14 protein-coding genes are annotated in these 13,619 nt (G+C 67.4%); 8 read left to right on the top strand and 6 right to left on the bottom strand.

Annotated features, from left to right (window positions below):
• Positions 1-130: 130 nt before the first annotated feature.
• Positions 131-2,251 (bottom strand): M13 family metallopeptidase, encoded by a 2,121-nt coding sequence (locus ACODSC_RS10070; RefSeq protein WP_488813758.1) that lies wholly within the window; start codon positions 2,249-2,251, stop codon positions 131-133.
• A gap of 153 nt (positions 2,252-2,404) precedes the next feature.
• Here ACODSC_RS10070 and ACODSC_RS10065 point away from each other — a divergent pair, with 153 nt between their 5' ends.
• Together ACODSC_RS10065 and ACODSC_RS10060 are read left to right on the top strand one after the other, a co-directional pair.
• Positions 2,405-4,240 (top strand): cation:proton antiporter domain-containing protein, encoded by a 1,836-nt coding sequence (locus tag ACODSC_RS10065; protein ID WP_488813757.1) that lies wholly within the window; start codon positions 2,405-2,407, stop codon positions 4,238-4,240.
• Between the two features lie 186 nt (positions 4,241-4,426).
• Entirely contained in the window at positions 4,427-5,068 is a 642-nt protein-coding gene (locus ACODSC_RS10060; RefSeq protein WP_488813756.1) for a TetR/AcrR family transcriptional regulator, read from the top strand.
• A gap of 65 nt (positions 5,069-5,133) precedes the next feature.
• Here the strand turns inward: ACODSC_RS10060 and ACODSC_RS10055 are convergent, their stop codons facing one another.
• The 3 genes from ACODSC_RS10055 to ACODSC_RS10045 are packed head-to-tail and all read right to left on the bottom strand — an operon-like array spanning position 5,134 to position 6,601.
• Positions 5,134-5,715 (bottom strand): Smr/MutS family protein, encoded by a 582-nt coding sequence (locus ACODSC_RS10055; RefSeq protein ID WP_488813755.1) that lies wholly within the window; start codon positions 5,713-5,715, stop codon positions 5,134-5,136.
• On the bottom strand, positions 5,712-5,951 hold the full coding sequence (locus tag ACODSC_RS10050; RefSeq protein ID WP_017504942.1) for a helix-turn-helix domain-containing protein: 240 nt from the start codon (positions 5,949-5,951) through the stop codon (positions 5,712-5,714). Before ACODSC_RS10050 ends, ACODSC_RS10055 begins: the two co-directional genes overlap by 4 nt.
• 23 nt (positions 5,952-5,974) lie before the next feature.
• Positions 5,975-6,601, bottom strand: a complete 627-nt coding sequence (locus ACODSC_RS10045; protein ID WP_488813754.1) for a DUF2975 domain-containing protein — start codon at positions 6,599-6,601, stop codon at positions 5,975-5,977.
• A 453-nt stretch (positions 6,602-7,054) separates the two neighbouring features.
• Here ACODSC_RS10045 and rdgB point away from each other — a divergent pair, with 453 nt between their 5' ends.
• Together rdgB and hemW are read left to right on the top strand one after the other, a co-directional pair.
• Positions 7,055-7,657 (top strand): RdgB/HAM1 family non-canonical purine NTP pyrophosphatase, encoded by a 603-nt coding sequence (gene rdgB / locus ACODSC_RS10040; protein ID WP_488813753.1) that lies wholly within the window; start codon positions 7,055-7,057, stop codon positions 7,655-7,657.
• Positions 7,650-8,810, top strand: a complete 1,161-nt coding sequence (hemW, locus tag ACODSC_RS10035; RefSeq protein WP_488813752.1) for a radical SAM family heme chaperone HemW — start codon at positions 7,650-7,652, stop codon at positions 8,808-8,810. The genes rdgB and hemW overlap by 8 nt, the downstream gene beginning before the upstream one ends.
• A gap of 7 nt (positions 8,811-8,817) precedes the next feature.
• Here the strand turns inward: hemW and ACODSC_RS10030 are convergent, their stop codons facing one another.
• Positions 8,818-10,473, bottom strand: coding sequence for a phosphatidylglycerol lysyltransferase domain-containing protein (locus tag ACODSC_RS10030; RefSeq protein ID WP_488813751.1), 1,656 nt, complete (start codon positions 10,471-10,473; stop codon positions 8,818-8,820).
• A 155-nt stretch (positions 10,474-10,628) separates the two neighbouring features.
• On the opposite strand from ACODSC_RS10030, the gene ACODSC_RS10025 reads away from it, so the two are divergent.
• Positions 10,629-11,138, top strand: coding sequence for a hypothetical protein (locus ACODSC_RS10025; RefSeq protein ID WP_488813750.1), 510 nt, complete (start codon positions 10,629-10,631; stop codon positions 11,136-11,138).
• A gap of 162 nt (positions 11,139-11,300) precedes the next feature.
• Here ACODSC_RS10025 and ACODSC_RS10020 read toward each other — a convergent pair whose 3' ends face one another.
• Positions 11,301-11,555 carry a GlsB/YeaQ/YmgE family stress response membrane protein gene (locus tag ACODSC_RS10020; protein ID WP_488814060.1) on the bottom strand — a complete coding sequence of 85 codons (255 nt, stop codon included), beginning with the start codon at positions 11,553-11,555 and terminating at the stop codon, positions 11,301-11,303.
• 187 nt (positions 11,556-11,742) lie between these two features.
• Here ACODSC_RS10020 and ACODSC_RS10015 point away from each other — a divergent pair, with 187 nt between their 5' ends.
• From ACODSC_RS10015 to ACODSC_RS10005, 3 genes are all read left to right on the top strand, one after another.
• On the top strand, positions 11,743-12,120 hold the full coding sequence (locus ACODSC_RS10015; protein WP_488813749.1) for a helix-turn-helix domain-containing protein: 378 nt from the start codon (positions 11,743-11,745) through the stop codon (positions 12,118-12,120).
• 57 nt (positions 12,121-12,177) lie between these two features.
• On the top strand, positions 12,178-12,963 hold the full coding sequence (gene hisN, locus ACODSC_RS10010; RefSeq protein ID WP_488813748.1) for a histidinol-phosphatase: 786 nt from the start codon (positions 12,178-12,180) through the stop codon (positions 12,961-12,963).
• A gap of 117 nt (positions 12,964-13,080) precedes the next feature.
• Entirely contained in the window at positions 13,081-13,608 is a 528-nt protein-coding gene (locus ACODSC_RS10005) for a hypothetical protein (RefSeq protein ID WP_488813747.1), read from the top strand.
• The last annotated feature ends 11 nt before the right edge of the window (positions 13,609-13,619 follow it).

Below are 13,619 nucleotides of genomic sequence, written 5' to 3'. Positions count from 1 at the left end.
GGAATCCAGACACGACCTCTGAAAAACCTCGACAGATTGTCGATGCGATGTCGAGGTTTCTGCAGGCGATTGTCGATATGAAAAAGGCCGGGGCGAACCCCGGCCTTTTCCGTTCGGCGATGCCTCGACCTTACCAGATGCGAACGCGTTCGTCGGGCGTCAGATAGTATTTCGTACCCGGCTCAACGTCGAAGGCGTCGTACCAGGCGTCGACGTTGCGCAGCGGGCCGATGACCCGGAACTGGGCGGCCGAGTGCGGATCGGTGGCGACCTGCTGCTTCAGCGCCTCGTCGCGGTACTTCGACTGCCAGACCTGGGCCCAGCCGTAGAAGAAGCGCTGGTCGCCGGTCGTGCCGTCGATCACCGGCGCGGGCTGACCGTTCAGCGACAGGTGATAGGCCTCCAGACCCACCGCCACGCCCGAGGCGTCGCCGATGTTCTCGCCCATCGTGAGGCCGCCCTGGATGTGATAGCCGGGCAGCGGCTCATAGGTGTCGTACTGGGCGCCTAGGCGCGTGGTCAGGGCGTCGAACTTGGCCTTGTCCTCAGGCGTCCACCAGTTGCGCAGCACGCCGTCGCCGTCGGACTTGGAGCCCTGGTCGTCGAAGCCGTGGCCGATCTCGTGGCCGATCACGCCGCCGATGCCGCCGTAGTTGACCGCCGGGTCGCCGTTGGGATCGAAGAAGGGCGGCTGCAGGATGGCCGCCGGGAAAACGATCTCGTTATTGGCCGAGTTGTAGTAGGCGTTTACCGTCTGCGGGGTCATGCCCCACTCGGTCTTGTCGACCGGCTCGTTCAGGCGCGCCAGATCGTAGTTCCACTCGAACAGGCCGCGACGCTCGGCGTTGCCGACCAGGTCGTCGGCGCGAACCTCCAGACCGGAATAGTCACGCCACTTGTCCGGATAGCCGATCTTGACGGTGAACTTGCGCAGCTTCTCCTGCGCCGCCGCCTTCGTCTCCGCGCCCATCCAGGTCAGGTTGTCGATCCGGTGCGAGAGGGCGGTGCGCAGGTTGGCGACCAGTTGTTCCATCTTGGCCTTGGAGTCAGCCGGGAAGTATTGGGCGACATAGAGCCGGCCCGTCGCCTCGCCCAGCGAGCCTTCAGCAAAGGAGATGGCGCGCTTTTCACGCGTGCGCTGTTCGGGCTGGCCGGACAGATCCCGCGAACGGAATTCCCACTGGGCGTCCGAGAAGCGCTTGGACAGCAGCGGCGCCATGTCGTCGGCCGTGTGGAAGGCCTCCCACGCCTGAAGCAGTTCGACCGGCGTCTCGGCGTAGATGGCCGCGATCTTGGGCAGGGCCGTGTCCTGACGCACGATCAGACGCGGCACGCCGCCCAGTTCGGCGGCGTCGAAATAAGGCTGCCAGGCGAAGCCGGGCGCATCTTCGGCCAGCTTGGCGATGGTGAACTCGTTGTAGGTCTCGTCGCGGTTGCGGTTCTGGACCGGGGTCCAGTGCGCCTCGGCGATCTTGGTCTCCATGGCCACGATCTCGGCGGCGGTCTCGGTCGGGTTGGCCCAGCCGATCATCTCCAGCATCCGGCCGACATAGGCCTGATACTTCTCTTTCTTGTCCGCGTAGCGGGTGTCCAGATAGTAGTCGCGGTTGGGCAGGCCGATACCCGACTGACCGGTGGAGACGACGTAGCGGGTCGGCTGTTTGGCGTCGATGGTGATGCCCGTGCCGAAGAAGGACGAGCCGAAGCGGCCCATGGTCTGGCCCATATAGACCGCCATCTTGTCACGGCTGTCTGCGGCGCGAATGGCGGCCAGATAGGGTTGCAGCGGCTGGGCGTCGAGTTGCTCGACGCGGGCCTCGTCGATGTAGGAGCGATAGGCGTCGGCCACCTTGGCCTCGTCCGAGCCCGGCGTCAGGTCGTTGCGACCGGCCAGACCCAGGACCAGCTCCTTCATGCGGTTGTCGGACAGTTCGCGCAGCAGGGCGAACGAGCCGTAGCTGGTGCGGTCCGACGGAATCTCCAGCTTGGTCAGCGCGGTCCCGTTGGCGTACTGGAAGAAGTCATCGCCCGGCTTCACCGAGGTGTCGCGGCCGGCCATGTCGAAGCCCCAGGTTCCGTAACGGGGCGCCTCGGTGCCTTTCCAGCCGGCGGCGGTCTCCTCTCCCGAGAACAGCGAGACGATGGAGCAGGTCTCGTCGAGGCAGGCGTGGTCGTGATCAACGTCTTGGGCGAAGGCGCTGGCGGGCAGAAGAAGGGCGCCGACGGCGGCCCCGATAAGCAGTCTTTTCATCACTGAATCCTGGAAGCCGCCCCCGGACGGACGGGTCGGCGCGAACCGTAAACCTGCGCCAAGAGGAGTCGCCTTAAAAAAAGTTCATGAAAGCCGTGCGACCTCTCGCCACGACGCGTGGATCAGGGTCAGATAAGGCGAAGGCGAGGGCGGATGCACGGATCGGGCGGCGGCGATTACAAGGATCTGGTGGTCTTCCTGGCCGCGGCCGGGGTGATCGTACCGCTGGTCAACCGTCTGAAGATCAGTCCGGTGCTGGGTTTCCTCGCCGCCGGCGTCCTTCTGGGACCCGATGGCCTGGGCCGGTTCGCCCAGGCCGCGCCCTGGCTCTCGTGGCTGACCATCGGCGATCCGGGCCAGTTGGCCCAGCTGTCGGAACTGGGGGTCGCCTTCCTGCTGTTCATGATCGGGCTGGAGCTGTCGTGGGAGCGGCTGCGGGCGATGCGACGGTTGGTGTTCGGCCTGGGTCTGATGCAGGTCGCCGCCTGTACGGCGGTTCTGGCCTGCGGCTTCCTGCTGATGGGCCAAACGCTCGCCAGTGCGGCGGTGCTGGGCATGGGGTTGGCCCTGTCTTCGACGGCCGTGGTCATGCCGGTCCTGGCCGAACGGGGACGACTTAAAGGGACGGTCGGTCGATCCACCTTCGCCATCCTGCTGGCCCAGGACCTGTCCGTCGCCCCCATCCTGATCACCGTCACCGTCCTGGCGGCCGTGGCGCAGCAGGGCGGGGCGCTGGACCCGACGGTGCTGGGCCGGTCGCTGTTCACCCTGGTTCCGGCGGCCATCGGCCTGGGGCTTCTGGTGCTGCTGGGCCGGGTCGTCCTGCGGCCGATGTTCCGGTCGGTGGCCAAGGCGCGCAAGGCCGATCAGGGGGGCGAACTGTTCGTCGCAGCATCCCTGCTGGTCGTGGTCGGGGCCGGTCTCGCCGCCCAGGCCAGCGGCTTGTCCATGAGCATCGGCGCCCTGGTCGCGGGCGTGCTGCTGGCCGAGACCGAATTCCGGCGCGAGGTCGAGGTCTCGATCGAGCCGTTCAAGGGCTTACTGCTGGGCGTCTTCTTCGTCGGCGTCGGCCTGGGCCTGGACCTGGACGCCATCGCCGCCGATCCCATGGGCGTTTTCGGCCTGGCCTTGCTGCTGACCGTGGTAAAGACCGGAGTCATCTTCACCCTGGCGCGTCTGTGGGGCCTGGGCGCGCGGCCGGCGCTGGAGACCGCCCTGGTGCTGGCGCCGGCGGGCGAGTTCGCCTTCGTCGTCTTCTCCACCGGCCTGGTGGAGGGGATCGCGCCGCCCGCCCTGACCAATACCGTGGCCCTGTCGGCGACGGTCAGCATCTTCTCCATTCCTCTGCTGGCCATGCTGGGCCAGAGGCTGGCGCGAAAGACGGCGGTGGACGGCGAACACCTGCCCGACCTTCCCGCGCCCGAGGCGATGGACGGCGCCGTCATCATCGTCGGCTTCGGCCGCGTGGGCCGGCTGATCGGCGACATGCTGAGAGAACACCACCAGACCTTTATCGCCCTGGACACTGATCCGGGCGTGGTCGCCGCCGGACGGCGGGACGGGTTCGACGTCTTCTATGGCGACGCGGGTCGCAGGGAGATGCTTCAACACTGCGGCGTCCGGTCGTCGCGCGCCCTGATCGTGACCATGGACGCCCCCGGCAAGGTGGACGAGGTGGTCGCGGCCGCACGCTCGATGCGCGACGACCTGATCCTGATCGCCCGCGCGCGCGACGACCAGCACGCCATGCGGCTGTACGCGCTGGGGGTCACCGATGCGGTGCCGGAGACGACCGAGGCCAGCCTGCAGTTGGCCGAAAACACCCTGGTCGATCTGGGCGTGCCCATGGGTCTGGTGCTGGCCTCGATCCACGAACGCCGCGACCAGTTCCGCAGAGCCTTCCAGGCGGCGACGCCTGTCGAACGCCGCAATCGCCCCAGCCGCGCCCTGCGTCGAACGGAAGGTTTGGCCCAGCTCGACCCCAGCTGAGCGCTGCCCGCCGTCCTGCGGACCCATTTTCGTCATGGTTCCGTGATGCAAGCGCGGCTTCTGTATTCCTCACTGTCGAGAGCAGCAGCGCCCGTCCGTCCCGCCATCGGGCCGAGATATTCACCTGAAGTCGTTTGGACCCTCCCCTCTCGTCCGAGACTTAAAGTAGAGTAAAAGCCTGATTTCATGACTGATTCCGTCGCCACCCTCACCGCCGAACCTCGTCTCAATCGACGTCAGGCCGCCAAGATCCGCACGCGACAAAAGGTGCTGGACGCCGCCCGCTCGCTCTTCGCCGAGCGCGGCTACGAGCCCGCCACCATCCGCGACATCGCCAAGGGCGCCGGAATGTCCACCGGGGCCGTCTTCGCCAACTTCCAGGACAAGGCCGAACTGTTCGAGGCCGTCCTGACGGAAGACATGACCCGTCTGGCCGAAGTGGTCGAGGCCGCCGCCCCGCAGGGCGAACCGGTTCGCCAGCGTCTGGTCAGCGCCCTCAGCGCCGGCTACCATTCGTCGCTGGACCAACTGCCCCTGTTCCAGGCGATCGTCGCCCGGTCGTGGTTCCAGCCGCTGGCCGCCGAGATGCGGGCGCGCGCCGCGACCAAGAACCTGCTGTTGGCCATCGGCGGCATCCTGCAGGACGCCGTGGGCAAGGGCGAGCTGAGCCAGGACGCGGACATCCGCCTGCTGGTCGAGCTGATCTGGGACGCCTATCTGTCGAACTATCGCCGCGCCGCCTATGATGAATGGGATGCGCAGGCCCTGTCGGACCATATGGGCAAGCAGATCGGCGTGATCTTGGCCGGCGCCATCGCCGCCAAGTAAGTCGACGCCAAGCTGTTTCTGAAAGGCCGGGTCCGCCAGCGCGGGTCCGGCCTTTTCTTTTGGCGTCAGGTCCGACGTTTCAGGGTGACGTAGAAGGCGCCGTTTCCGCCGTGGCGCTGATGGGCCACGGTGAAGCCGGACACCACGCCGCGCAGGGCCGGCGAATGCATCCATTCCCCAAAGGCCGAACGGATCACGCCGCCGCCCATCCGGCCTTGCCCCGTGATGACCAGCACCGCCCGCATCCCGCGCGCCTGGCACGAGATGAGAAAGCCGCGTAGCTGATCCTCGGCCTCGAAGCGGCCGAAGCCGTGCAGATCGATGCGCGCCTCGATCGGATCGCGCTCGCGCGACAGCCGATGCTTGCGCCGAGGCTCCAGATCCTCGGGCGCCGGCTTGGGGCGCGGCGTCGAGGCGCGCTTTTCGATAGCCGAGGGCGCGACCGCGCGTTTTGGCGACGACTTAGCCAGGGGCCGCGGCCTATCGATGGGCGTGACCACGATCTGCGGCGGCGGTTCAGCGCCAGGCGTCACACGCGCGGCCTTGCGGACCTTGGGCACCGCCACGGTGCCGGTGATGCGGCTCCAGATGCGGCGGTCTTCGGGCGTCAACCCGTTCTCGTCGCGGCTGGAGCCCTTTCGCTTCATGCCTCGCCGTCGTCCTCGATGGTGTCGCCGGGACCCGGTTCATGCGCCAGCAGGTCGCCGGGCTGGCAGTCCAGTTCACGACACAGGGCGTCCAGGGTCGAGAACCGCACCGCGCGCGCCTTGCCCGTCTTCAGGATCGACAGGTTCGCCACCGTCACCCCGACCCGGTCCGCGAGTTCGGTCAACGACATGCGGCGTTCGACGAGGACGCGGTCGAGCTGGACGCGGATGGCCATACGGGAATCCTATTCGAAACAGCTCAGATCGTCAGTTCGGATTCGCGGCGCAGACGCGCGCCCTCGCGGAACACCTCCGCCAGCACGAAGACGATCAGGACGGAAAAGATCGGGGTCAGCAGTTCGCCGAACCCTTGCGGGTCCATCACGCCGGGCGCCAGACGCGACGCGACGAAGCCTTGCGCCACCCAGACGCCGCCGGTCACGACCGCCAAGGTCAGGCCGATCTGGCGCAGGCGGCGCACATTGTCCGGCTGGAAGGGGTCGCCCATGGTCAGGGTGCGAATGATGCGACGCAGGCTGCGCAGGATCAGCATGAAGCCGCCGAAATAGGCGGTCGCCACACCCAGGCCGAACAGCAGCAGGGTGCGCGTCAACGGTAGTTGCCGGCCGCCGAAATCGCCGCTGACGGTGATGTTCACATTGTCCAGGGGAATGAAGATCGCGGCGACCACCAACAGCAACAGCAGGCCGGTGATCAGCCAGAGCAGGATGTAGGCGACGTCCAGCACCACCTTCAGCATGCTGGAGACCGAGCCCGGTCCCATCGCCCGCAAGGGCCCCCTCAGCGGCTCGCGCATCGCGCCCAGCCAGTTCGGAGAACGCGCCTCGCCTCGCTTCAGCGGATTTCGCGGCGTAGGCAGGCGCATGGTCTTGGTGATCTCAGGCCGGAGGAAGCGGGGCGATGGCCACGCGGGGTCCGGCGAACCCGCGCGCGGCTCTATACATCGCGGTCTTCATGCAGATCGTCAAAGCTCTCGTGATCGAAAGGGACAGGATCACAGGGCCTGGATAAGGATGGCGACCAGGGCGGTCGGCAGGGCGGCGATCAGAACGGTGCTGACAAAAGCAGCGCCGACCTTGTCGAGCCACAGCGAGGTGTTCATCGTATGCATAATGGTTCTCCGTCTTTCCTGTTTGGGCGATTATCGCCCTTTGCATTTGTTAATCGCATGATCGTTTCCGTTTTCGCGGAAGCCATGAACGTTGCGACCTCGTTCCTGACGATCAATAGATAGGCCGTGCGGACGGAAAAGGCACGTTACATATCGTTTAACGATATTAAACTTTGGCAATAGACTGTTTCAGGGGCGTGATCGTCGATGACTCTCAAACTTATCAAGGGGATGCGGCTCGTCGTCGCCACCCACAACCCCGGAAAGGTCCCGGAAATCTCGGCTTTGCTGGGTGGAAATTACGAGATCGTCACCGCAGGCCAGTTGAATCTGCCCGAGCCGGACGAGACCGAGACCACCTTCGCCGGCAACGCCATGCTGAAGGCCCGCTACGCGGCCCAGCTGTCGGGCGAGATTTCTTTGGCCGACGATTCCGGCCTGTCGGTCGCGGCCCTGGACGGGGCGCCGGGCATCTTCTCCGCGCGCTGGGCCGGACCGGGCAAGGATTTCGCCGTCGCCATGACGAAGGTCGAGCAGCGGCTGGAAGAGATCGGCGCGATCGACCGCACCGCCTGGTTCACCTCGGCCCTGGCCGTCGCCTGGCCCGACGGACCCTGTGTGGTGGTCGAGGGGGAGGTTCATGGTCAACTGACCTTCCCGCCGCGCGGGGACCGGGGCTTCGGCTACGACCCGCTCTTCATTCCCGACGGCGGCGATCAAACGTTCGGCGAGATGGAGCCGGCGGCCAAGGACGCCATCAGCCACCGCACCCGCGCCTTCGCCAAGCTGAAGGCCGCCCTGATTGACTGATCCCCGCGATCCAGGGACCGGCGTCGGCCTCTACGTCCACTGGCCCTATTGTGCGCGCATCTGCCCCTATTGCGATTTCAACGTCGTGCGCGACCGGGGGCGTAGCGATGAGCAAGCCGGTCTGGTCGAGGCGATCCTGGCCGATCTGCGCGCGCAGCGTATTCTGACCGGCCCGCGACGACTGGCGTCGATCTTCTTCGGCGGGGGCACGCCGTCGCTGATGGCCCCAGAGGCCGTCGCGCGCATCGTGGCGACGGCGCGGGACCTGTTTGCGCCCGCCGGCGATATCGAGATCACGCTCGAGGCCAATCCCACCGACGCCGAGGCCGGCCGGTTTGCCGCCCTGGCCGAGGCCGGGATCAATCGCCTGTCCATGGGGGTCCAGGCGCTGGGCGACGCCGCCCTGCGCTTTCTGGGTCGCGACCATTCGGCGGCCGAGGCCCTGCGCGCGGTCGATCTGGCCCACCGCGCCTTCGATCGCCTGTCCATCGATCTGATCTACGCGCGGCCGGATCAGACGCCCGCCGACTGGGCCGCCGAACTGACCACGGCCCTTCACCTGGGGTTCGAGCACGTCTCGCCCTATCAGCTGACCATAGAGCCCATGACCGCCTTCGGCCGGGCCTTCGCCCGCGGAACCCTGACCCCGCCCGACGAGGACCGCGCCGCCTCTCTTTATGAAACCACCCAGGCCGTGCTCTCGGCCGCCGGCTTCGACGCCTATGAGGTGTCGAACCACGCGCGCGGCCCGGCCGCCCGGTCGTCGCACAATCTGCATGTCTGGCGCGGCGGCGACTATCTGGGTCTCGGCCCCGGCGCCCACGGCCGCTTGACGCTGGACGGCGTCAGGACCGCGACCGTCGCCCAGCGGCGGATCGGGGACTATGTCGCGGGCGTCGCAGGCGGGGCGCCCTGGGCCGAACGCGAGACCCTTGACCCCCCCGGCGCCGCCGAGGAGCGATTACTGCTGGCCCTTCGCACGACCGAGGGCGCGCCGGTCGATCTGTTGTCGCATCTCGGCCTGTCGCCCGAGCGTGCGCCGGCGGCGGACCTGATCGCTGACGACTTCCTGTCGCTCACGGACGGACGGCTGGTCGCGACCGCGAGGGGGCGGCCGGTGCTGGACGGCGTGCTGAAGGCCCTGCTGACCTGAGCCGCGCCTAGATCTTTCTTATACCCAGCATGCCCAGCCAACCGCCGCTGGTCAGCAGCGCCACGTCCAGCAGCGCCAGCGGCAGGGGCGTCGAGGCCGGGGCGGCGATGAAGCGCGAGCGCCAGTCCGGCGCGAACTTGGCCTTGTAGCTGCGCAGCCCCTGGAAGCCGTAAAGCGCCCCGCCCTCGTCGAACACCAGGGCGCCGACCCGCGCGAACACCGGCGCCAGTCGCCGATCCTCCAGCCCGGCCAGCGGGGCCAGGCCCAGGTCGAAGTCGGCCAGCCCCTGATCCTTGGCCCATTGGGCGCAGCGGATGAACAGATAGTCCATCACGCCGGGCGGCGCGTCGGGGTGGTGACGCATCAGATCGACCGCCGCTTCGTCCGGCGCGGTCAGAAGATTGGCGAAGGCGACGATCCGTCCCTCCTGTCGCACCACGGCCAGGGGCGTCAGGTCCAGATAGGCCGGATCGAACCGGCCCAGCGAAAAGGCTTTCTCGCCCCCGGCATGGGTCGCCAGCCAGGCGTCCGACACGGCCTTCAGCTGATCCGCGATCGGTCCGACCGATCCGGGCGGCAGGACCTCGAACGAGGCCCCTTCCCGCTCGGCCCGATTGACGGCGGTCCGCAGGTTCTGCTTGGGCTTTCCCTCCAGCGAGAAGTCCGCGACCGGGATCACCGCCGTCTCGCCGACCTTGCGCACGGCCAGGCCCATGGTCGCCAGATCGCCCAGCACATCCTCGCCGACGGAATAGAAGACGGCGGCCCCGCCGTAGCTGTCGGCCGTCTCGGCGAAGGTCCACAGCAGTTCGCGGCGCTCGCGCTTCAGCCCTGCTGGTTCGCCCATGGCGATCCATCGCCGGCCCCGCACGCGATAGGCCAGAAAGCTGCGGCCTGACGGGCTGAACATCAGGGCCTTGTCGCCCAGCATGGCCAGCCAGGCCTCGGGCGGGGCGGAATCGGCCTGGTTCAAGGCGGCCTTGGCGCGCTCGATTTCGTCTGCTCCGGCCGGGCCGTGGCTGTGGGCGCCGGGGGAGCTCAACAGCGACCGACCTGCCACGACCAGCGTCAGTATGGCCAGCACCAGACCCGCGCGCAGGAAGCCCGAGGCCTGCCGATCCGTCAGGAAACGCCACCACAGCTCGTCATTATAGGCCACGTCGCGATAGGCGAAGAAGCCCAGCCACAGCATGGCCCCCACCACGGCGATCAGCAGCAGCAGCCAGCTGGGTCGCAGGGGCTCGCTCAGGCGCGACCGCCGATTGAAGGCCGTGCGACAGGGCGCCAGCAGCGCCGCGACGATCACGAGGTCCGTCGCCTCCTCCCAATCCAGCCCCTTCAGCACCGAGAAGACGGCCCCGACCGCCAGCACCAGCAGGGCCGCCCAATAGGCGCCGCGCCGACGCCGCCACAGACCCGCCGACAACATCATCAGCAGGAAGCCCGCGATACTGGCCACGAAATGCGACAGGTCGATCAGCACCGGCGACACCACGCCGGTCAGCTGGCGTAGCCGACCGTCGAACTCGGGCGTCACCGCCGAGGCCAGCATCAGGGCGCCCGCCCCGAACGCCAGGACGGCGAACACCTGCGGCGTCAGCTCATAGGCCAGTCCCAGAAGGCGGCGGAGCAGGCCGGGGGCATGGACAGTCTGGCGGGACAAGCGTGGCCTTTCGAATCACGGTCGCCCGAACATAGACCAAGAATCGTCCAACTGGGGCGCACCTGGGGTCATTTCGGGGCGCGTGAAACATTCCGTAACACCGCGAGTTTGGTCTGGTGCGGGCGTCGGGCTCGCGTAACCGGGGACGATCTCCCATGACCATCAAGACCGCTCTTCTGGCTGGCGCAGCCGCCGCCTTCATGACCGCCGCGCCGGCTCTGGCGCAAGAGACAATGCCCGCTCAAGCGACCCCGCCCGCAGAGGCTCCGGCTGCCGCTGCGCCGTCGCAGCCCTCCCTCTCGTTGAATCCGGGCTCCAGCGTCAGCGGTCCTGACGGTGAACTGGGCAAGCTCGAGGGCGTTCAGTCCAACGCCGCCGGCCAGCAGGAACTGACGGTTCGCGGCGCCGACGGCCAGCTTCGCGCCGTGCCGCTGAGCGGCATCCGCCAGGAAGGCGCCGGCGTCGTCGTCGCCTACACCAAGGCCGAGTTCGACGCCGCCTCGCCGATCGCCGGCGCCCCGCCTGCCGCCGCACCGGCCACGACCCCGGCTCCGACTTCCGAGCCGGCGGCGCCGATGTCGGAACCGGCTGACCCGTCGATGACGACCGATCCCGCCGCCCCGCCGGCTGGTGAAGCGCAACCGGCGCCGACTGAGCCGCAGTAAGGCTGAACGCCGTCAGGCGTAGACAAGGGCGGTCGGGTTTCCCGACCGCCCCTTTCTTTGCGCCCGATCCGGCGCTGGGACGCCCCACTCCAGGCGCCAGGTTCCAGGCAACAAAAAGGGCGGCTCTTGCGAGCCGCCCTTTTCATTCATCTGATCCGAAGATCAGGCGCGACGCTTGACCAGTCCCAACAGGAACAGCAGCAAGCAGGCGCCGAGGAACGCCACGATCAGCGTCACGAAGTTGAAGCCGCCCACGGGGGTGCCGAAGACGTTGGCGGCGATGAAGCCGCCGATCAGGGCGCCGATGACGCCGACGATCAGATTTGTGATCAGGCCGTGATTACGACCCATGACCTTTTCAGCCAACCAACCGGCGACAATGCCGATGACGAGCCAACCAATGATTCCCAAACCCATGCCTAGTTCCTTCCTGTAAAAGCCAAGCTGTTGCAGTAAATGCAGTTCGGCCCATACGGTTGCGTCATCGACGCAAACCTCTTCGATAAGCGCGAACTCCCCTCTGACGCGATCCGGCACGGCGATTGCCGCCTTCGACGCGAGCCGTCCCGCATCGGGACAGCGCGTGAGACGAGGATATCGGGCCATGCCCACCGACATCGACCTTCACCTGGGCCGCCGCCTGCGCCGCCGTCGCCGCCTTCTGGGCCTGACGCAGCAGAAGCTGGCGCTGCAGGTCGGCATCCGCTTCCAGCAGATTCAGAAATACGAATGCGGCGCCAATCGCATCTCCGCCGCGCGCCTGTGGCAGCTGGCCGAGGCGCTGGAGACGCCCGTCAGCTATTTCTACGACGGCCTGGCCGAGGCCTTGGACAGCGAAGCCTCTCCCCCCAAGGGCGGCGAGGTCTTCTCGCGCAAGGAAACCCTGGACCTGATCCAGGCCTATTATCAGCTGGACGAACGGCCGCGTCGTCGCCTGCTCGACCTGGCCAAGTCCCTGCACGCCGACGGCGCGCCGACCTGAGGCGACCAAGGATGACCAGGGGCGCCCAAGCCGGCGAAAGCACGGTAAGGGAGCCGCATGACCGAATACGAAGCCTTCGCCATCGAACTGGCGCATGAAGCCGCGCGCGTGACCCTGCCCTTCTTCCGCTCCGACATCGGGCATGAGGACAAGGGCGGGGCGGCTGGTTTCGACCCGGTCACCGAGGCCGACAAACAGGCAGAGGCGGCCATCCGCCGCCTGATCGCCGAACGCTATCCCGACCACGGGGTCATCGGCGAAGAATATGGGCAAGACCGACCCGACGCCGAGCACGTCTGGGTGCTGGACCCCATCGACGGCACCCGCGCCTTCATCTCGGGCCTGCCGCTATGGACTACCCTGATCGCCCTGCGCGCGGGGGGCAGTCCCACGGTCGGCGTCATCTCCCAGCCCTATCTGGACGAGATCTTCATCGGCGGCCCGTCCGGCGCCCGCCTGCTGCGCGGAGAGGCCGAGACGCCGCTCGCCGTGCGCGCGTGCGAAAAACTGACCGACGCCGTCATCTCGACCACCGACCCCGACATCTTCAACGGCGCCGAACTGGGCGCCTGGACCCAGGTGCGCGCGACCGCCCGCCTGGCTCGCCTGGGCTGCGACGCATACGCCTATGCCATGGTGGCGGCCGGCAAGATGGACCTTGTCGCCGAGACCAATCTCAAGCCTTGGGACTGGTCCGCCCTGGTCCCCGTGATCGAGGCCGCCGGCGGCAAGGTCGTCAACTGGCGCGGCGCGGCGCCGGACGATGGCGGTCAGGTTCTGGCCGTCGGCGACGCCCGCCTGATCGACCAGGCCCTGGTGACGCTGAAGCGGGCTGCGATCTGAACTCCAAGCCCCCGAAAACCAACACGTATTGACGCCCGTCTTGCGACGGCGTCAGGTGATCGCGGTTGGAGGACACGGTCGATGTCAGGGCATTCCACGCTGGTCGTCGGCAGAGATGTGCCCTGGGTCACCAGCTGGAGCGGCGAGGAAATCCTCGGCGCCGCGCCCTGCCAGACGGTCGGCGGACGCCTCGCCCTGATGCAGGCCAGCAATCCCGGAAGCGGCAAGCCGCAGTATTCGAAAAATCATCTGGTCCGACAGCGACTCACCGTCGCGCGCATGCTGTGCCCCATGTGCGGCGAACCGACGGCCGAGGGAGATCGCTGGACCCAAATCGCGACGCGCCGTTGCGCCGGACAGCTCCGGGCGCGCGGGGGTCAGGTTCGCAGCGACATCGCGGATGACCGGGTTATGATCGACGCTGGCTCGATAGCACCCCTGCATCGCCGATGCGTCGACCGTTCGATGAAATACTGCCCGCACCTGCGGTCCAGCGACAACGTGCTGGTGATGCGTTTCCCGCGCGAGTGGCTGGTCCTGCCTCTGCTCGTGAAATCCGAGTTCGGAGCTGGCGTGGCCGTGGCCTTTCTGCAGCTTTGCGGCGTCACGCAGACGATCGACCGGCGCTGGCGCACCCAGACCTAACAGCACCGCCT

This window comes from Brevundimonas sp. FG128 (assembly GCF_057809775.1).
This window is presented reverse-complemented; position numbering and strand designations above follow the sequence as displayed.

Excerpts from the sequence above, each read along its gene's own strand:
- ACODSC_RS10070 (WP_488813758.1), bottom strand. The coding sequence starts at position 2,251 with ATGAAAAGACTGCTTATCGGGGCCGCCGTCGGCGCCCTTCTTCTGCCC.
- ACODSC_RS10065 (WP_488813757.1), top strand. The coding sequence starts at position 2,405 with ATGCACGGATCGGGCGGCGGCGATTACAAGGATCTGGTGGTCTTCCTG.
- ACODSC_RS10060 (WP_488813756.1), top strand. The coding sequence starts at position 4,427 with ATGACTGATTCCGTCGCCACCCTCACCGCCGAACCTCGTCTCAATCGA.
- ACODSC_RS10055 (WP_488813755.1), bottom strand. The coding sequence starts at position 5,715 with ATGAAGCGAAAGGGCTCCAGCCGCGACGAGAACGGGTTGACGCCCGAA.
- ACODSC_RS10050 (WP_017504942.1), bottom strand. The coding sequence starts at position 5,951 with ATGGCCATCCGCGTCCAGCTCGACCGCGTCCTCGTCGAACGCCGCATG.
- ACODSC_RS10045 (WP_488813754.1), bottom strand. The coding sequence starts at position 6,601 with ATGCGCCTGCCTACGCCGCGAAATCCGCTGAAGCGAGGCGAGGCGCGT.
- rdgB (WP_488813753.1), top strand. The coding sequence starts at position 7,055 with ATGACTCTCAAACTTATCAAGGGGATGCGGCTCGTCGTCGCCACCCAC.
- ACODSC_RS10025 (WP_488813750.1), top strand. The coding sequence starts at position 10,629 with ATGACCATCAAGACCGCTCTTCTGGCTGGCGCAGCCGCCGCCTTCATG.
- ACODSC_RS10020 (WP_488814060.1), bottom strand. The coding sequence starts at position 11,555 with ATGGGTTTGGGAATCATTGGTTGGCTCGTCATCGGCATTGTCGCCGGT.
- ACODSC_RS10015 (WP_488813749.1), top strand. The coding sequence starts at position 11,743 with ATGCCCACCGACATCGACCTTCACCTGGGCCGCCGCCTGCGCCGCCGT.
- hisN (WP_488813748.1), top strand. The coding sequence starts at position 12,178 with ATGACCGAATACGAAGCCTTCGCCATCGAACTGGCGCATGAAGCCGCG.